A 17,632-nucleotide genomic window follows, 5' to 3' on the forward strand; every position below is an offset into this window, starting at 1 on the left:
GCCCAGTCGTCCGGTCGGGGACAGGCGGGCAGGCGCCGTCAGTGTTCCGTACGCCGTTGTACGGGACGTCTATGGGGGACCCGGGGTCCCTTGTGTGCGCGTCAGACCGCCAGGGCGCGGTCCGTCGGGCGGATCGGGGCCGGCAGGTCGCTGGCTCCGGTCAGGAAGCGGTCGACTCCGCGGGCGGCCGAGCGGCCCTCCGCGATCGCCCAGACGATCAGGGACTGGCCGCGGCCGGCGTCGCCGGCGACGAACACACCCGGCACGTTGGTCTGGAAGTCGGCGTCGCGGGCGATGTTACCCCGCTCGTCGAGGTCCAGACCAAACTGCTCCACCAGGCCGTTCTCCCGGTCGGTGCCGGTGAAGCCCATGGCGAGGGTGACCAGCTGGGCCGGGATCTTGCGCTCGGTGCCCGGCTTCGGGGTCAGCCTGCCCTCCACGAACTCCACCTCGGTGAGGTGCAGCCACTGGACGTTGCCGTCCTCGTCGCCCTCGAAGTGGGTGGTGGAGACGGAGTAGACCCGCTCGCCGCCCTCCTCGTGGGCCGAGGTGACCTTGTAGAGCATCGGGAAGGTCGGCCAGGGCTGGTTCGTCGGGTGCCGCTCGTCGTTCGGGCGGGGCATGATCTCCAGCTGGGTGACGGAGGCCGCGCCCTGGCGGTGGGCGGTGCCCACGCAGTCCGCGCCGGTGTCACCGCCGCCGATCACGACGACGTGCTTGCCCTCGGCCGAGATCGGGGGCGCCACGAAGTCGCCCTCCTGCACCTTGTTGGCCAGCGGCAGGTACTCCATCGCCTGGTAGACGCCCTTGAGCTCGCGGCCCGGCACCGGCAGGTCGCGCGCGGTCGTGGCACCGGCGGCGATCACGATCGCGTCGTACCGCTTCTTCAGGTCGCGGGCGTTGATGTCCCGGCCGACCTCGACACCGGTGCGGAAGCGGGTGCCCTCCGCGCGCATCTGCTCGATACGGCGGTTGATGTGCCGCTTCTCCATCTTGAACTCGGGGATGCCGTACCGGAGGAGACCTCCGATGCGGTCCGCGCGCTCGTAGACGGCGACCGTGTGGCCGGCCCGGGTCAGCTGCTGGGCGGCGGCGAGACCCGCCGGGCCCGAGCCGATGACCGCGACCGTCTTGCCGGACAGGCGCTCGGGGATCTGCGGGGCGACGTCCCCGGTCTCCCACGCCTTGTCGATGATCGAGACCTCGACGTTCTTGATGGTGACCGGCGGCTGGTTGATGCCCAGCACGCACGCCGACTCGCAGGGGGCCGGGCAGAGGCGACCGGTGAACTCCGGGAAGTTGTTGGTCGCGTGCAGCCGCTCCTGGGCGGCCGTCCAGTCCTCGCGGTAGGCGTAGTCGTTCCACTCGGGGATCAGGTTCCCCAGCGGACAGCCGTTGTGGCAGAACGGGATGCCGCAGTCCATGCACCGGCTGGCCTGCTTGCTGATGATCGGCAGCAGCGAGCCGGGGACGTAGACCTCGTTCCAGTCCTTGACCCGCTCGGTGACGGGGCGGGTCTTGGCGACCTCACGGCCGTGGTTCAGGAAGCCCTTCGGGTCAGCCATTGATCGCCGCCTCCATCATCTTCTCGGTGATCTCGGTCTCGGTGAGACCGGCTCGCTCGGCGGCGTCCTTGGCGGCGAGCACTGCCTTGTACGTGCTGGGGATGATCTTGCTGAACCGCTCCACGGCCGCGTCCCAGTCGGCGAGCAGCTTCCCGGCGACCGTCGAGCCGGTCTCCTCGGCGTGGCGGCGCACCACGTCGTGCAGCCACTGCCTGTCCGCCTCGTCCAGCGCCTCGACCGAGCCGGCGTTGCCGGCGTTGACGTTGTCGCGGTCGAGGTCGATCACGTAGGCGATGCCGCCGGACATGCCCGCCGCGAAGTTGCGGCCGGTCGGGCCGAGGACGACCGCGTGACCGCCGGTCATGTACTCGCAGCCGTGGTCGCCCACGCCCTCGGAGACGACCAGCGCGCCGGAGTTGCGGACGCAGAACCGCTCACCGGTGCGGCCGCGCAGGAACAGTTCGCCGCCGGTGGCGCCGTAGGCGATGGTGTTGCCCGCGATGGTCGAGTACTCGGCGAGGTGGTCGGCGGCCCGGTCCGGGCGGACGACGATCCGGCCGCCGGAGAGGCCCTTGCCGACGTAGTCGTTGGCGTCGCCCTCCAGGCGCAGCGTGACACCGCGCGGCAGGAACGCGCCGAAGGACTGGCCGGCGGAGCCGGTGAAGGTGATGTCGATGGTGTCGTCGGGCAGGCCCGCGCCACCGAACTTCTTCGTCACCTCGTGGCCGAGCATGGTGCCGACCGTGCGGTTGATGTTGCGGATGGCGACCTGGGCGCGCACCGGCTGGGCCTCGGTCGCGTCGTTCGCGGCGAGGGCGTCGGCGGCGAGCTTGATCAGCTCGTTGTCCAGGGCCTTCTCCAGGCCGTGGTCCTGCTCGACGATCCGGTGGCGCACCGCGCCCTCGGGCAGGTCCGGCACGTGGAACAGCGGCTCCAGGTTCAGGCCCTGCGCCTTCCAGTGGTTCACCGCGCGCTCGACGTCCAGCACCTCGGCGTGGCCGACGGCCTCCTCGATGGAGCGGAAGCCCAGCTCGGCCAGCAGCTCGCGGACCTCCTCGGCGATGAACTGGAAGAAGTTCACCACGTACTCCGCCTTGCCGGCGAAGCGGTCGCGCAGGGTCGGGTTCTGGGTGGCGATGCCGACCGGGCAGGTGTCCAGGTGGCAGACGCGCATCATGACGCAGCCGGAGACGACGAGCGGAGCGGTGGCGAAACCGAACTCCTCGGCGCCCAGCAGCGCGGCGATGACCACGTCGCGGCCGGTCTTCAGCTGACCGTCGGTCTGCACGACGATGCGGTCGCGCAGGCCGTTGAGCAGCAGGGTCTGCTGGGTCTCGGCGAGGCCGAGCTCCCAGGGGCCGCCCGCGTGCTTCAGCGAGGTCAGCGGGGAGGCACCCGTGCCACCGTCGTGACCGGAGATCAGGACCACGTCCGCGTGCGCCTTGGAGACACCCGCGGCGACCGTGCCGACGCCGACCTCGGAGACCAGCTTGACGTGAATCCGCGCCTGCGGGTTCGCGTTCTTCAGGTCGTGGATCAGCTGGGCCAGGTCCTCGATGGAGTAGATGTCGTGGTGCGGCGGCGGGGAGATCAGGCCGACGCCCGGGGTGGAGTGCCGGGTCTTGGCGACCCACGGGTAGACCTTGTGGCCGGGCAGCTGGCCGCCCTCGCCGGGCTTGGCGCCCTGGGCCATCTTGATCTGGATGTCGTCCGCGTTGACCAGGTACTCGGAGGTGACGCCGAAGCGGCCGGAGGCGACCTGCTTGATCGCCGAGCGGCGCGCCGGGTCGTACAGGCGCTCGGGGTCCTCGCCGCCCTCACCGGTGTTGGACTTGCCGCCCAGCTGGTTCATGGCGATGGCGAGGGTTTCGTGCGCCTCCTTGGAGATGGAGCCGTACGACATCGCGCCCGTCGAGAACCGCTTGACGATCTCGCTGGCCGGCTCGACCTCGTCCAGGGGGATCGGCCCCCGGCCGGACTTGAAGCCGAACAGGCCGCGCAGCGTCATCAGGCGCTCGGACTGCTCGTTCACGCGGGACGTGTACTTCTTGAAGACGTCGTACCGGCCGGTGCGCGTGGAGTGCTGGAGGCGGAAGACCGTCTCCGGGTCGAACAGGTGCGGCTCGCCCTCGCGGCGCCACTGGTACTCGCCGCCGATCTCCAGCGCACGGTGCGCGGGAGCGATGCCGGAGGCCGGGTAGGCCTTGGCGTGGCGGGCGGCGACCTCCTGTGCGATGACGTCGATGCCGACGCCGCCGATCTTGGTGGCGGTGCCGTTGAAGTACTTCTCCACGAAGCCCTCGTCCAGGCCGACGGCCTCGAAGACCTGGGCGCCGCGGTAGGAGGCGACGGTGGAGATGCCCATCTTGGACATGACCTTCAGCACGCCCTTGCCGAGGGCGTAGATCAGGTTCTTGATGGCCTTCTCGGGCTCGATGCCGTCGATGAAGGTGCCCGCGCGCAGCAGGTCCTCCACCGACTCCATCGCCAGGTACGGGTTGACGGCGGCGGCGCCGTAGCCGATGAGCAGGGCGACGTGGTGGACCTCGCGGACGTCACCGGCCTCGACCAGCAGGCCCACGTGGGTGCGCTGCTTGGTGCGGATGAGGTGGTGGTGGACGGCCGCGGTGAGCAGCAGCGACGGGATCGGCGCGTGCTCGGCGTCGGAGTGGCGGTCCGACAGGACGATCAGGCGGGCGCCGTTGTCGATGGCCGCGTCGGCCTCGGCGCAGATCTCCTCGATGCGCGCGGCGAGGGCGTCGCCGCCGCCGGAGACCCGGTACAGGCCGGAGAGGGTCGCGGCCTTGAAGCCGGGCATGTCGCCGTCGGCGTTGATGTGGATGAGCTTGGCCAGCTCGTCGTTGTCGATGACCGGGAAGGGCAGCGCAACGGACCGGCAGGAGGCGGCGGTCGGGTCGAGCAGGTTGCCCTGCGGGCCGAGCGAGCTGCGCAGGGAGGTGACCAGTTCCTCGCGGATCGCGTCCAGCGGCGGGTTGGTGACCTGGGCGAACAGCTGGGTGAAGTAGTCGAAGAGCAGGCGCGGGCGCTCGGACAGGGCCGCGATCGGCGAGTCCGTGCCCATGGAGCCGATCGGCTCGGCGCCGGTGCGGGCCATCGGGGCGAGGATGACGCGCAGCTCCTCCTCGGTGTACCCGAAGGTCTGCTGGCGGCGGGTGACCGAGGCGTGGGTGTGCACGATGTGCTCGCGCTCGGGCAGGTCGCCCAGCTCGATCTCGCCGGCCTCCAGCCACTCGGCGTAGGGAGCCTCGGCCGCGAGCTGCGCCTTGATCTCGTCGTCCTCGATGATGCGGTGCTCGACGGTGTCGACGAGGAACATGCGGCCGGGCTGCAGGCGGCCCTTGCGGACGACCTTGGCCGGGTCGATGTCGAGGACGCCGACCTCGGAGCCGAGGACGACGAGGCCGTCGTCGGTGACCCAGTAGCGGCCGGGGCGCAGGCCGTTGCGGTCGAGCACGGCGCCGACCTGGGTGCCGTCGGTGAAGGTGACGCAGGCGGGGCCGTCCCAGGGCTCCATCATCGTGGAGTGGAACTGGTAGAAGGCGCGCCGGGCCGGGTCCATGGATTCGTGGTTCTCCCACGCCTCCGGGATCATCATCAGCACGGAGTGCGGCAGCGAACGGCCGCCCAGGTGCAGCAGTTCCAGGACCTCGTCGAAGGAGGCGGAGTCGGAGGCGTCCGGCGTACAGACCGGGAAGATCCGCTCCAGTCCCTTCCCGGAGGAGCCGAACAGGTCGGAGACCAGCTGCGACTCGCGGGCGACCATCCAGTTGCGGTTGCCCTTGACGGTGTTGATCTCACCGTTGTGCGCGACGAAGCGGTACGGGTGCGCGAGCGGCCACGACGGGAAGGTGTTCGTGGAGAACCGGGAGTGCACGAGCGCGATCGCGGAGGCGAAGCGGCGGTCGGACAGGTCCGGGAAGAAGGGCTCCAGCTGGCCGGTGGTCAGCATGCCCTTGTAGACGATCGTCCGGGCGGAGAGCGAGGGGAAGTAGACCCCGGCCTCGCGCTCGGCGCGCTTGCGCAGTACGAACGCCTTGCGGTCGAGCGCGATGCCCTCGCTGGCGCCGTCGGCGACGAAGATCTGCCGGAAGACCGGCATGGTGGAGCGGGCGGTGGCACCCAGCAGCTCCGGGGCGACCGGCACCTCACGCCAGCCGAGGACGGTGACACCCTCCTCGTCGGCGATCGTCTCGATATGCGAGACGGCATCCTCGGTGCCCTCCTCCGGCAGGAAGGCGATGCCTACCGCGTAGGCACCCGCCGCGGGAAGGTCGAATCCCGCCACTTCGCGGAGGAAGGCATCCGGCACCTGGGAGAGGATGCCCGCGCCGTCACCCGAGTCCGGCTCGGAGCCGGTGGCACCGCGGTGCTCCAGGTTGCGCAGCACGGTGAGCGCCTGCTCAACCAGGGTGTGGGACGCCTCGCCGGTGAGGGTGGCGACGAAACCGACGCCGCACGCGTCGTGTTCGTTGCGGGGGTCGTACATACCCTGCGCAGCAGGGCGAGCATCCATGAACGACCAGTTCTGGCCATTCGCGGAATGCTGGGACGGCTGGCGCGGCGTACGCATCGGCTCTCCCGTCGTCGTCATGTGGCATGTGGCAGGTGCCGAGGGACGACGTTGGCCCTCTGCGTGAGATCAAAATTTCGTGCAGGTTACATGATGGAGCGGTTCTCGGGAACCGGATACACCGTTCCAACATGCGGACGCCGCGGTCGCGGCGGGTGTGCCGCGCGAGAGCGGCGAGTGCCGTGCGGTGACGGCCGGGGAGGTGCCGCGCGATGACGGCCGGCGTAGGGGGGACCGTGACGGACAAGATCGGTCGGATCGGCGTCCGGCGGCCCGGAAGGGGGCCGGGGAGAGCGTCATCACCCACCCCGTGGGGGTGCGGCAGGCGTCATTGCCCACAGCGCTTACGGCTCATGCCCGGTGGTCAAGCACTCGAAACCCGCAAGTAACGGCTACTTATGCGGTCCCGCGCATAAGTAGCAGTCGGCCTATCCTACGGCCGTTCCGAACAGACTGCCCAGGGCGTACGTCACACCGGCCGCCGCGCCACCGAGGGCGAGCTGCCGCAGACCGCTGAACCACCAGGTGCGCGCGGTCACCTTGGCCACGACGGCACCGCACCCGAAGAGCCCGGCCAGGGCGAGCAGGACGGCGGGCCAGAGCGCGCTCGCGCCGAGCAGGTACGGCAGGACGGGCAGCAGGGCGCCGAGGGCGAAGGAGCCGAAGGACGACACGGCGGCCACGAGCGGCGAGGGCAGGTCGCCGGGGTCTATGCCGAGCTCCTCCCGGGCGTGGATCTCCAGGGCCTGCTCGGGATCCTTGGACAGCTGCCGGGCGACCTGCCGGGCCAGTCCGGGCTCGACCCCGCGGGCCGCGTACAGGGCGGCCAGCTCGTCCTCCTCGTCCTGCGGGTGTCTGCGCAGCTCACGGCGCTCGATGTCGAGTTCGGCCTCGACCAGTTCCCGCTGGGAGGCGACGGAGGTGTACTCGCCGGCCGCCATGGAGAAGGCGCCGGCGGCCAGCCCCGCGAGACCGGTGATGACGAGGGTGTGCTGACCGACGGACCCGCCGGCCACGCCCGTCATCAGGGCCAGGTTGGAGACGAGACCGTCCATGGCGCCGAAGACGGCGGGCCGCAGCCATCCGCCGTTCACGTCGCGGTGGGTGTGGTTGTCCCGGTGCGCCACGTGCAGCGCGGCCTCGGTTTCGATGATGGCCATGCGAGCCCCCAGGGAAGCTTAGCCAAAGCTAAGTTTGGACGAGTTCCACTTTTCGACAACACCGAATTTACGCCGATGATTCCCCATGTGCCAGCAAGGAAAGGCTAGGCTTACCTGCGCTTTCCTTCGCAAACGCTCATATGTGCGATGGCCCCCTCACATGCCGAGCGGGTGACACCGGCCCGCCCCAGGCTCGCCCGGACGGCTCTCGTGGGACACATCGGGAAAGGGTCCCGAGCGACCCCGCCGAAGGAGGCCGCCCATGGCATCGATCGCCTGCACTCCCCCGGTCCCGGCCCCGGGGGGCGCCGCCGGACTCCGTGCGCGGGCCCGCGGTGCGCTGCTCGGCCTGGCCGTCGGGGACGCGCTGGGAGCACCCGCGGAGAACCTCCGGCCGTCCGAGATCCGGGCCCGCTGGGGGCGGATCACCGGGTACGTCGCCGAGCAGCCGTGCGGCACGGACGACACCGAGTACGCGATCTTCTCCGGGCTGCTGCTGGCCCGGCACGGCTCGGCACTCACCCCGGCGGACGTGGAGGCGGCCTGGCACGAGTGGATCGCCGACCGGGCCGAGGGCCCCTTCCGCGGCGCGGGCTTCAGCGAGCGCGGCACCCTGGAGAACCTCCGCCGGGGCCTGGCCGCCCCCATCTCCGCCCAGCACCGCCACGCCTGGAGCGACGGCCTCGCCATGCGGGCGGCGCCCTTCGGCGTCTTCGCGGCCGGACGCCCGACGGAGGCGGCCCGTCTGGTGGCCGTCGACGGTTCGGTGAGCCACGAGGGCGAGGGAATCTACGGCGGTCAGGCCGTCGCGGCCGGGGTGGCCGCGGCCATGACCGGTGCTCCGGTGCCGGTGGTGATCGCCGCGGCCCTCGCGGTCGTCCCGGACGACTCCTGGACGGCCCGCTCCCTGCGGCGCGCGGTGGCCGTGGCCCACCGCGGCGAACGCGCGGTCCGCTCCGCGGTCGTCATCGGCGGCTACCCGTGGACGGACCTGGCCCCCGAGGCGGTCGCCCTCGCCTTCGGCGCGTACGCGGCGGCCGACGGCGACTTCCGGGAGGCGGTGCTCACCGCCGTCAACATGGGCCGCGACGCGGACACCACGGCGGCGGTGGCCGGCGCGCTCGCCGGCGCCACCCAGGGCGTCTCGGCCATCCCCCCGGCCTGGGCGGCGGCGATCGGCCCCGTCCGAGGCCGCTGCCTGCCCTCCATGGCCGGGCACCACGTCCTGGAGGTGGCGGATCTGCTGGTCGGCGCGGCGCGCGAGGGCGGGGGCGGAAGTAGGGGTGGCGAGGCCGGTGAGGTGTACGAGATCGGTGAGGTGTACGAGGCCGGTGAAATCCACAACGCCGCTGAGGTATTCGAGGTCGCCGAGGTATACGAGGCCGGTGATGGATTCGAGGCCGCTGCGACTTACGGGGCCGGTGAGGGATGCGAGGCCGGCGATGGCACCGTGAGCGTCGCGGCACCCCTCCCGCCCCTGCCCGCCGGCACCCCCTCCGCCGAACCCTGCACCTCCCTGCCCGCCGGCACCCCCTCCGCCGAACCCTGCACCTCCCTGCCCGCCACCGCCCCACCCGCCGCACCCCTCGCACCCCTGCCCGCCACCGCCCCACCTGCCGAACCCCTCCCACCCCCACCGGCCGGCACCCCCTCCGCCGAACCCCTCCCACCCCCACCGGCCGGCACCCCCTCCGCCGAACCCCTCCCATCCCCACCGGCCGGCGCCCCGCCCGCCGGGCCGGGTCCGCTGGTCGGGGCGGGGAGCGCCGGGGGTCCGGACGGTGAGGGGCGGTCATGAGCGGGGTGCGGCCGCCGCGCCGTATCGAGGGGCTCCTCCTCGGCCTCGCCGCGGGGGACGCCGCCGGCTGGCCCGCCGCGCGCCACCGCGCCGCCCGGATGCCCGAGTGGACCCGCCGCCTCACCCGGGAACTGGACACCTTCGCCGAGCAGAACGCCACCACCACGCTCCCGGTGCCCATCGCCCTCAACCAGCCCCCCGAACCCCTGCGCCTCGGTCCCTCCGACGACGCCGAATGGGCGGTGTTCGCCGCGGAGGCGGTCCTGCGGGCCGGCGACGACGACGCCCTCGGCGACCTCAGCCGAGCCCGCCGCATGCGCGCCGCCATCGACCTCACCTGGACCGCCGTGGCCTGCGAGGTCGCCGCCGCAGCGGAGCGCGCCCCGGAGATCGAGTCCGCCGTGCTCCCCCTGCGCGCCCGCATCTCCGTCCGTACCGGCCTCGGCAACCTCGCCACCGGTCTGCGCCCGCCCGCCACCGGCCACGACAACCCGCACTACTTCGACGACGCGGCCTGCGTGCGCGCCTGCGTCCTCGCCGTGGCCCACCCCGGCGACCCGCAAGAGGCCGCCGACCTCGCGGAGTTCGACGCCCGCTACACCCAGGACGGCGACGGCGTGCACGGCGCGCGGGCCATGGCGGCGGCCCTCTCGCTCGCCCTCGCCGGTGCGGACACGGACACCTGCGTGACCGCCGCGCTCGCCGAACTCCCGGCGGACACGGAGATCGGCCGCAACACCCGCCACGCCCTCGCCCTGACCGAGGGCGGCGACTGCGCCTTCGCCCTCGTACCGCTCCTGGAGCACCAGATCGTCGACCACGTCTACAGCTACGGCGTCGCCGCCGCCGAGACCGTCCCGGTCGCCCTCGCGCTCGCCACCGCCGCCCGGGGCCGGATCGCCGAGGCCGTACCGGCCGCCGCCTGCCTGTCCCGGGTCGCCGACTCCGCCCCCGCCCTCGCGGGCGCGCTCACCGGCGCACTCGGTGGCGGCGGGGCCGTCCCGCAGGCCTGGCGGGACGCCTGCCGCATCCTGCCCGGCTGCACCCTGCCCCGTCTCACCGGCACCGACCTGGTGGAACTCGCCGGACTCCTGGAAGCCGCACAACCGGCCCGTCCAGGAGGATGATTCGGGGCATGACGCCCAAGGAGTCCAAAGGACCCGAACAAGAAGAAAGCAGCCGGCCGGCTCCCCACGGTCTCGCGGAGCGGATCACCGGCGCCCTCGTCGGCGCCGCTGTCGGTGACGCCCTCGGCGGTCCGGTCGAGGGCTACTCCCCCGACCGGATCGCCGAGCGCCACGGCGGCCGGGTGCGCGGTGTCGTCGGCCCCTGGCACGGTGACGCCTGGCGCACCGCCCGCCCCATCGCCCCGTACCACAAGGGCGACGGCCACGTCACCGACGACACCTTGATGACCCACGCCCTGGTGCGGGTCTACGACCGCGTCCGCGACCACCTGGACGCGTACGCGATCGCCGAGCACCTCGTCCCGGACCTGATGACCACCCCGCGCTGGATCCCGGAACTGGAGGCCGAGGCCCTGCCCCTGCACCGCCTCTTCCTCGCCGAGAAGTGGCTGGTGGCCCGGCTGGCCTACGGCCACGCCGACCCCCGGGAGGCCGGCGTCGGCAACATCGTCAACTGCGGTGCCGCGATGTACATGGCCCCGGTCGGCCTGGTCAACGCGGCCCACCCGGCCGCCGCCTACGCCGAGGCGCTGGACGTCGCCGGCGCGCACCAGTCGTCGTACGGCCGTGAGGCGGCCGGTGTGTTCGCGGCCGCCGTCGCCGCCGCCACCGCACCCGGTGCGACCCCGGACTCGGTCGTGGCGGTCTGCCTGTCCCTGGCGAAGGACGGCACCCGCGCGGCGATCGAGACGGTGTGCGAAGTCGCCGCCGGGTTCCGGGACTTCGAGTCGGCGCTCGCCCCGCTGCGCGCGGCGGTGGCCCCCTACGACACCGTCGGCCCGGACTACCGCGCCCCCTCCCTCGCCGCCCGGCGCCCCTCCCGGCTGCACTCGATCGAGGAACTGCCCATCGCGCTCGGCATGCTGGTCGTCTCCGGCGGCGACTACCGGCACGCCGTGCTCGGTTCGGTCAACTACGGCCGGGACTGCGACTCGATCGCGACGATGGCCGGCGCCCTCGCGGGCGCGCTCGGCTCGCCGGTCCCCGAGGAGTGGGCGAAGACGGTCGCGGACGCCAGCCGACTGGACCTGTGGGAGCCCGCCCGCACGCTCACCGGGGTCGCGGCCGAAGTCTTCGACCGGGACGTCCGCCGCCGGCGCGCCCACGAGGAGGCGTTCCTCGCGCTCGGAGGCCGGCCGTGCTCCGACTGACCTGGGTCCAGCCGGAGGACCTGCTGGGCCACGAGCTGCGCCAGGCCAGGCTGGACGGGCGGGAGCCGTCGGCGGTGGAGGCGCGCTGGCGGGCGGCGGGCGGCCCGGACGCCCCGGAGCGGGCGGGCGCGTCCGCGCACCGCCCCTCCCGCTACCTGCGCCTGCTCGCCGAGGACCTGCTGGACGAACTCGCCGACCTGCCCAGCACGCTGGCCGACGACGAGCCGACGGACCTGGCCGCGATCGAAGCGGCCTGCCCCGACTGGCCCGCCGCGCGGTCCGGCACGGCACCCCACCCGCGCGCCCTGGAGGCCGCCTGGCTGGGCCGGGCCATCGGCTGCCTGCTCGGCAAGCCCGTCGAGAAACTGCCGCTCGACGGCATCCGCGCGCTGGCCCGGGCCGCCGGCGACTGGCCGCTGACCGGCTACTTCACCGCGCGGGGCGTCCCGCCGGAGCTGCTGGAGGCGCATCCCTGGAACCGCCGCTCGGCGGCCACCTCCCTCGCCGAGAACATCGACGGCATGCCCGAGGACGACGATCTCAACTACCCGCTCCTCAACCTCCTGCTGCTCCAGCGCCACGGGAAGCACTTCGGCACCGACGACGTGGCACGGCTCTGGCTGGACGAACTGCCGCCCGGCCGCACCTTCACCGCCGAGCGCGTCGCCCACCGCAACCTCCTGTGCGGCATCGAACCCCCGCACACGGCCCGCCACCGCAACCCGTTCCGCGAGTGGATCGGCGCGCTGATCCGCGCCGACGTGCACGGCTGGACCAACCCCGGCGACCCGGCCGCCGCGGCCGCGCAGGCGCACCGCGACGCGGTCCTCACCCACACCGCCAACGGCGTCTACGCGGCGATGTTCGCGGCCGCCACGATCGCCGCGGCCGCCACCGGCACGCAGGACGTCCACGCCTGCCTGCGCACCGGCCGCGCGGTGGTCCCGGCCCGCTCCCGGCTGGCCGCGGCGCTCGACCACGCCGTCCGACTGGCCGCGCACACCCGCGACTTCGACGACGTCGTGGACGAGCTGCACGCGGTCCACGGCCCCGCCCACCACTGGGTGCACGCCCTGCCCAACACCGCCCTGATCGCCGCCGCCCTCACCCACGCCGACGGCGACTTCAGCGGCTCCGTCTGCCGTGCCGTCTCGGGTGGCTGGGACACCGACTCCAACGGGGCCACCGCCGGCAGCATCGCCGGACTCCTCGCCGGCACCCCGGCCGCGCTCCCCGAGCGCTGGCGCAACCCGCTGAAGAACCGGCTCGCCACCACCGTGGCCGACTTCAACGGCACCGGCTTCGACACCCTCGCCCACCTCACCCACCGGGAGGCCACGCGCTCATGACCCACATCGCCGTCCTCGGCAGCACGAACATGGACCTCGTCACCTATGTCGCCAAGGCCCCGCAGCGCGGGGAGACCGTGACCGGGCGGGAGTTCCGTACGATCCCCGGCGGCAAGGGCGCCAACCAGGCGATCGCCGCGGCCCGCGCCGGCGCCACCGTCTCGATGATCGGCGCGGTCGGCAACGACGCCTTCGGCCTGCGGCTGCGCGACACCCTCGAACACTCGGGCGTGGACACCGACTTCCTGCGCACGGTGGAGGGTCCCTCCGGCACCGCGCACATCGTGGTGGACGAGGAGGGCGGCAACGCGATCGTCGTGATCCCCGGCGCGAACGGCACCGTCGACCACCTCTCCCCGGGCGACGAGGGGGTGATCGCCACCGCCGACGCGCTGCTGCTCCAGCTGGAGATCCCGCTGGCGGCCGTCGTCGCGGGCGCGGAAGCGGCCCGCCGGCACGGCGTCCGTACGGTGCTGACCCCGTCCCCGGCCCAGCCGCTGCCGCCGGAACTCCTCGCCGCCACCGACCTGCTGGTGCCCAACGAGTACGAGGCGGTCACGCTGACCGGCCGCACCGACCCGCGGGAGGCGGCGGCCGCCCTGCTCGATCTGGTGCCGGAGGTCGCCGTCACCCTGGGTGCGACGGGCTGCCTGTACCTGACCCGCGGTGCCGGACCGCTCGTGGTCCCCGCACCCCGCGTGACCGCCGTGGACTCGACGGGCGCGGGCGACACCTTCGTCGGCGCGCTCGCCGTGGCCCTCGCCGAGGAGAAGCCGGTGCGGGAGGCCCTGTCCTGGGCGGCCGCCGCCGCGGCGCTCTCCGTCCAGCGGGCCGGGGCGTCGGCGTCCATGCCGTACCGCCCGGAGATCGAGGCCCAGTACAGCGCATGAGTACGACGACACGGACGCCCCCGGCCCTGGCCGGCCTGCGCGTGCTGGACCTGGCGACCCTCTTCGCCGGGCCGATGGCCGCCACGCTGCTCGGTGACTTCGGCGCCGAGGTGATCAAGGTGGAGCACCCCCGGCGGCCCGACCCCTCCCGGGGCCACGGCCCGGCCCGGGACGGCGTCGGCCTGTGGTGGAAGGTGCTCGGCCGCAACAAGCGCACCGTCACCCTCGACCTGTCCACTCCCGGCGGCCGCGCCACCCTGCTGCGGCTCGCCGGCACCGCCGACGTGGTGATCGAGAACTTCCGGCCCGGCACCCTGGAGAAGTGGTCGCTCGGCTGGCCGGAGCTGTCGGCGGCCAACCCCCGGCTGGTCCTCGCCCGGGTCACCGCCTTCGGCCAGACCGGCCCGTACGCGCACCGGCCCGGGTTCGGCACCCTGGCCGAGGCGATGAGCGGCTTCGCGGCGGTCACCGGCGAGCCGGACGCACCGCCGACGCTGCCGCCGTTCGGCCTCGCCGACTCGGTCGCGGGCCTGGCCACCGCGTACGCCGTACTGACGGCGCTGGCCGCCCGCCGGCACACCGGCACCGGGCAGGTCGTGGACATGGCGATCATCGAGCCGATCCTGTCGGTCCTCGGCCCGCACCCGACCTGGTACGACCAGCTCGGCTACGTGCAGGAACGCACCGGGAACCGGTCCGCGAACAACGCCCCGCGCAACACCTACCGCACCGCCGACGGCTCCTGGGTCGCCGTCTCCACCTCTGCGCAGTCGGTCGCCGAACGGGTGCTGCGGCTGGTCGGCCGCCCGGAACTGGCCGGGGAGCCGTGGTTCGCCACCGGCGCGGGCCGGGCCGCGCACGCCGACGTCCTGGACGAGGCGGTCGGCTCGTGGATCGCCGCCCGCACCCGCACCGAGGTGCTGGCCGCCTTCGAGAAGGCGGAGGCCGCGGCCGCTCCGGTCCAGGACGTGCGGGACGTCATGACCGATCCCCAGTACCAGGCCCTGGACACGGTCACCACCGTCGACGACCCGGAGCTGGGACCGCTGCGCATGCAGAACGTGCTCTTCCGGCTGTCCGCCACCCCCGGCGAGATCCGCTGGGCCGGCCGCCCGCACGGCGCCGACACCGAGGCCGTGCTCACGGAGCTGGGCCTGACCCCGGCCGAGCTCGCGGCCCTGCACGCGGAGGGCGCCCTGTGACCCGCACCCCGCTCACCTGGCTCTACGTCCCCGGCGACCGCCCGCACGTGGTGGCCAAGGCCCTGGCCGCGGGCGCCGACGTCGTGGTGATCGACCTGGAGGACGCGGTCGCCCAGGACCGCAAGGAGCACGCCCGCGCGGCCACCGCGGAACTCCTCACCGAGCCCCAGCCGGTACCGGTGCACGTCCGCGTCAACGCGCTGGACAGCCCCTGGTCCGCCGCCGACCTCGCCGCCGTGGCCGGCCTCCCGGGCCTGTCCGGGCTGCGGCTGCCGAAGGTGTCGGCGCCGGAGCAGGTGCGGCAGGTCGCCGTGGTCACCCCGGTCCCCCTGTACGCGCTCCTGGAGTCCGCTCTCGCGGTCGAGCACGCCTACGGCATCGCCACCGCCCACCCGGCGCTGCGGGGCATCGCCCTGGGCGAGGCGGACCTCCGGGCCGACCTCGGGGTACGGGCCGAGGCGGGCCTGGACTGGCCGCGTTCCCGGGTGGTCCTCGCCGCCCGCGCGGCGGGCCTCGCCCCGCCGCCGCAGACGGTCTACCCGGACATCCGTGACCTGGACGGCCTGTCCGCCTCCTGCGCCCACGGCCGCGCCCTCGGGTTCCTGGGCCGCGCCGCGATCCATCCCCGGCAGCTGCCGGTGATCGAGCGGGCCTATCTGCCCACGGACGCGGAGCTCGAACACGCCGAGACGATCATCAAGGCGGCGTCGGCGAACGAAGGCGCCCAGGCCCTGCCCGACGGCCGTTTCATCGACGCGGCGGTGGTGGCGATGGCCCGGCGCACCCTGTCGCTGGCGGGCCGGACCTAGGAGGCCGGCGGTCGCCGCCGCGCCCCCGGGGACGGCGAGGGCGCCCGGAGTCCTCCGGGCGCCCTCGTCCATCGCCTGACCGGCGGCGGTCAGCTCTTCTTGGCCGACTCCGCCTCGTCCTTGGGGGCCCGGTCGGAGACCCCGGCCTTCTCCTCGCCCGCGGCGGCGGCCTCCTCGTCCCCGGCCGTACCGTCGGAGACCTCGCCGGCCGCACCGCCCGAGACGCCCGGCGCACCCGGCGCACCCGGCTCGACGAGTTCCTCCCGTCCCGGCCGCTTCCGCGCCGACACCACGATGTACAGCACCGCCAGCAGGAACACGACGGCCGCGGTCCAGACGTTGAGGCGGAGACCCAGGATGTGGTGGGCGTCGTCCACCCGCAGGTACTCGATCCAGCCGCGGCCCACGCAGTAGGCGGCGACGTACAGGGCGAACGCCCGGCCGTGGCCCAGCCTGAAGCGGCGGTCCGCCCAGATGACCAGCAGGGCCACGCCGATGCACCACAGGGACTCGTAGAGGAAGGTCGGGTGGTAGTGGCCCGGCACCCGGCCGCCCTCGGAGGAGGTGATGTGCAGCGCCCAGGGCAGGTCGGTCTCGCGGCCGTACAGCTCCTGGTTGAACCAGTTGCCCCAGCGGCCGATGGCCTGCGCGAAGGCGATACCGGGGGCGACGGCGTCGGCGTACGCGGGCATCGGCACGCCCCGGCGCCGCGCGCCGATCCACGCGCCGAGCCCGCCGAGCGCGATCGCGCCCCAGATGCCCAGGCCGCCCTCCCACACCTTGAAGGCGTCCACCCAGTCACGGCCCTCGCTGAAGTACAGCTCGTAGTCCGTGATCACGTGGTAGAGCCGGCCGCCGACCAGGCCGAAGGGCACGGCCCAGACGGCGATGTCGGCGACGGTGCCGGACTGCCCGCCGCGGGCGATCCAGCGCTTGTTGCCGAGCCAGACGGCAACGAAGACGCCGATGATGATGCAGAAGGCGTAGCCGCGCAGCGGGATGGGGCCGAGGTACAGCACCCCGTGCGACGGGCTGGGGATGTAGGCAAGGTTCATGGCAAGTCCGACGCTACCGTGCCGGGCCGCGGGGACGGCAGGCAGCCCGGCTACGGGTCCATAACGGGGTGTGGGAAACGCTCACCCGCGGTCGGCCGCCTCCACCATCTCCTTGAGCTTGGCCGGGGTCATCGTCTGGTCCTGGTAGATGTTCTTGCCGCCGAACAGCACGGTGGGCGTGCCGTTGAAACCGCCGGCCCGGAACGCCTGGTTGGACTTGTCCACCCAGTTGTTGTGGGTGCCGTTCTCGACGCACTTGCGGAAGGCCGGGGTGTCCAGGCCCCGCACCTTGCCGGCCAGCGCGATCAGCTTGGCGTCGTCGCCGAAGGCGTCGTCGGTCTCCTTGGGCTGGTTCGCGTACAGCACGTCGTGGTAGTCGCGGAACTTCCCGGCGTCCTGGGCACAGGCGGCGGCGTTGGCGGAGCGCAGCGAGCCGCTGCCGCCGAGGTTGCCGTCGATCAGCCGGACCAGGTGGTACTCGATCTTGAGCTTGCCGGCGTCGGCCAGTTCGTGGAGGGTCGGCCGGTACGCCAGCTCGAAGGACTGGCAGGCCGGGCAGCGGAAGTCCTCCCAGACGGTGAGCGTCGACTTGGCGCCGTCCTTGCCGACCGGGATCGCGAGGCTGTCCTTGCCCTGCGCGCCCGAGGGGGCCACGACCGGGCCGGCCTTGTCGCCCTTGTCCTTGCCGGCGTTCGCGGCGACCACGCCGATCACCGCCGCGAGGCCCAGGACGCAGACGACGCTCGCGCCCACGATCAGCGCCCGCCGTCGCTTCTCCGCGGCCTTCTGCTTCTCGCGCTCGACCGCCAGCCGCTCCCGGGCGGTGCGCTTTCCGTCACGGTTCTTCTCGCTCACACCCCCAGAACGAACCGGGG

At 73.3% G+C, this 17,632-nt stretch carries 12 protein-coding genes; 7 read left to right on the forward strand and 5 right to left on the reverse strand.

The genetic code is table 11. The annotated features are described in order from the left end of the window. Positions 1 to 101: 101 nt before the first annotated feature. From ABZ576_RS00460 to ABZ576_RS00470, 3 genes are all read right to left on the reverse strand, one after another. Positions 102 to 1,565 (reverse strand): glutamate synthase subunit beta, encoded by a 1,464-nt coding sequence (locus ABZ576_RS00460; RefSeq protein WP_360733973.1) that lies wholly within the window; start codon positions 1,563 to 1,565, stop codon positions 102 to 104. Beyond that, a complete protein-coding gene (gene gltB, locus ABZ576_RS00465) occupies positions 1,558 to 6,072 on the reverse strand; it encodes a glutamate synthase large subunit (protein ID WP_360733975.1) in 4,515 nt (1,504 codons plus the stop codon). Before gltB ends, ABZ576_RS00460 begins: the two co-directional genes overlap by 8 nt. 512 nt (positions 6,073 to 6,584) lie before the next feature. Further along, positions 6,585 to 7,316 (reverse strand): VIT1/CCC1 transporter family protein, encoded by a 732-nt coding sequence (locus ABZ576_RS00470; RefSeq protein WP_360733978.1) that lies wholly within the window; start codon positions 7,314 to 7,316, stop codon positions 6,585 to 6,587. Between the two features lie 262 nt (positions 7,317 to 7,578). Between ABZ576_RS00470 and ABZ576_RS00475 the strand changes: the two genes are divergently transcribed. Genes ABZ576_RS00475 through ABZ576_RS00505 form a run of 7 tightly spaced genes read left to right on the forward strand, consistent with a single transcriptional unit; the run spans position 7,579 to position 15,702 of the window. After that, positions 7,579 to 9,114, forward strand: coding sequence for an ADP-ribosylglycohydrolase family protein (locus tag ABZ576_RS00475; protein WP_360733981.1), 1,536 nt, complete (start codon positions 7,579 to 7,581; stop codon positions 9,112 to 9,114). Beyond that, positions 9,111 to 10,241, forward strand: a complete 1,131-nt coding sequence (locus ABZ576_RS00480; RefSeq protein WP_360733984.1) for an ADP-ribosylglycohydrolase family protein — start codon at positions 9,111 to 9,113, stop codon at positions 10,239 to 10,241. The genes ABZ576_RS00475 and ABZ576_RS00480 overlap by 4 nt, the downstream gene beginning before the upstream one ends. Before the next feature lie 8 nt (positions 10,242 to 10,249). Continuing rightward, entirely contained in the window at positions 10,250 to 11,452 is a 1,203-nt protein-coding gene (locus ABZ576_RS00485) for an ADP-ribosylglycohydrolase family protein (RefSeq protein WP_360733986.1), read from the forward strand. Further along, positions 11,440 to 12,801 carry an ADP-ribosylglycohydrolase family protein gene (locus ABZ576_RS00490; protein ID WP_360733989.1) on the forward strand — a complete coding sequence of 454 codons (1,362 nt, stop codon included), beginning with the start codon at positions 11,440 to 11,442 and terminating at the stop codon, positions 12,799 to 12,801. The genes ABZ576_RS00485 and ABZ576_RS00490 overlap by 13 nt, the downstream gene beginning before the upstream one ends. Next, positions 12,798 to 13,691, forward strand: a complete 894-nt coding sequence (rbsK, locus tag ABZ576_RS00495; protein ID WP_360733992.1) for a ribokinase — start codon at positions 12,798 to 12,800, stop codon at positions 13,689 to 13,691. The genes ABZ576_RS00490 and rbsK overlap by 4 nt, the downstream gene beginning before the upstream one ends. Continuing rightward, a complete protein-coding gene (locus ABZ576_RS00500; protein ID WP_360733995.1) occupies positions 13,688 to 14,893 on the forward strand; it encodes a CoA transferase in 1,206 nt (401 codons plus the stop codon). Before rbsK ends, ABZ576_RS00500 begins: the two co-directional genes overlap by 4 nt. Beyond that, complete coding sequence (locus ABZ576_RS00505; protein WP_360733998.1) at positions 14,890 to 15,702, forward strand: CoA ester lyase; 813 nt, start codon at positions 14,890 to 14,892, stop codon at positions 15,700 to 15,702. Before ABZ576_RS00500 ends, ABZ576_RS00505 begins: the two co-directional genes overlap by 4 nt. Before the next feature lie 89 nt (positions 15,703 to 15,791). On the opposite strand, the gene lgt is transcribed toward ABZ576_RS00505, so the two are convergent. Together lgt and ABZ576_RS00515 are read right to left on the reverse strand one after the other, a co-directional pair. Beyond that, complete coding sequence (gene lgt, locus ABZ576_RS00510; RefSeq protein ID WP_360734000.1) at positions 15,792 to 16,757, reverse strand: prolipoprotein diacylglyceryl transferase; 966 nt, start codon at positions 16,755 to 16,757, stop codon at positions 15,792 to 15,794. A gap of 81 nt (positions 16,758 to 16,838) precedes the next feature. Then, positions 16,839 to 17,612, reverse strand: a complete 774-nt coding sequence (locus ABZ576_RS00515) for a thioredoxin domain-containing protein (protein ID WP_360734002.1) — start codon at positions 17,610 to 17,612, stop codon at positions 16,839 to 16,841. Between the last annotated feature and the right edge of the window lie 20 nt (positions 17,613 to 17,632).

Source organism: Streptomyces sp. NPDC013455, from assembly GCF_040632975.1.
Lineage (GTDB): Bacteria > Actinomycetota > Actinomycetes > Streptomycetales > Streptomycetaceae > Streptomyces.

What these genes read in the sequence shown, in the direction of transcription:
- ABZ576_RS00470 (WP_360733978.1), bottom strand. Translation starts at nt 7,316, where the DNA reads ATGGCCATCATCGAAACCGAGGCCGCGCTGCACGTGGCGCACCGGGAC.
- gltB (WP_360733975.1), bottom strand. Translation starts at nt 6,072, where the DNA reads ATGTACGACCCCCGCAACGAACACGACGCGTGCGGCGTCGGTTTCGTC.
- ABZ576_RS00475 (WP_360733981.1), top strand. Translation starts at nt 7,579, where the DNA reads ATGGCATCGATCGCCTGCACTCCCCCGGTCCCGGCCCCGGGGGGCGCC.
- ABZ576_RS00485 (WP_360733986.1), top strand. Translation starts at nt 10,250, where the DNA reads ATGACGCCCAAGGAGTCCAAAGGACCCGAACAAGAAGAAAGCAGCCGG.
- lgt (WP_360734000.1), bottom strand. Translation starts at nt 16,757, where the DNA reads ATGAACCTTGCCTACATCCCCAGCCCGTCGCACGGGGTGCTGTACCTC.
- ABZ576_RS00460 (WP_360733973.1), bottom strand. Translation starts at nt 1,565, where the DNA reads ATGGCTGACCCGAAGGGCTTCCTGAACCACGGCCGTGAGGTCGCCAAG.
- ABZ576_RS00480 (WP_360733984.1), top strand. Translation starts at nt 9,111, where the DNA reads ATGAGCGGGGTGCGGCCGCCGCGCCGTATCGAGGGGCTCCTCCTCGGC.
- rbsK (WP_360733992.1), top strand. Translation starts at nt 12,798, where the DNA reads ATGACCCACATCGCCGTCCTCGGCAGCACGAACATGGACCTCGTCACC.
- ABZ576_RS00500 (WP_360733995.1), top strand. Translation starts at nt 13,688, where the DNA reads ATGAGTACGACGACACGGACGCCCCCGGCCCTGGCCGGCCTGCGCGTG.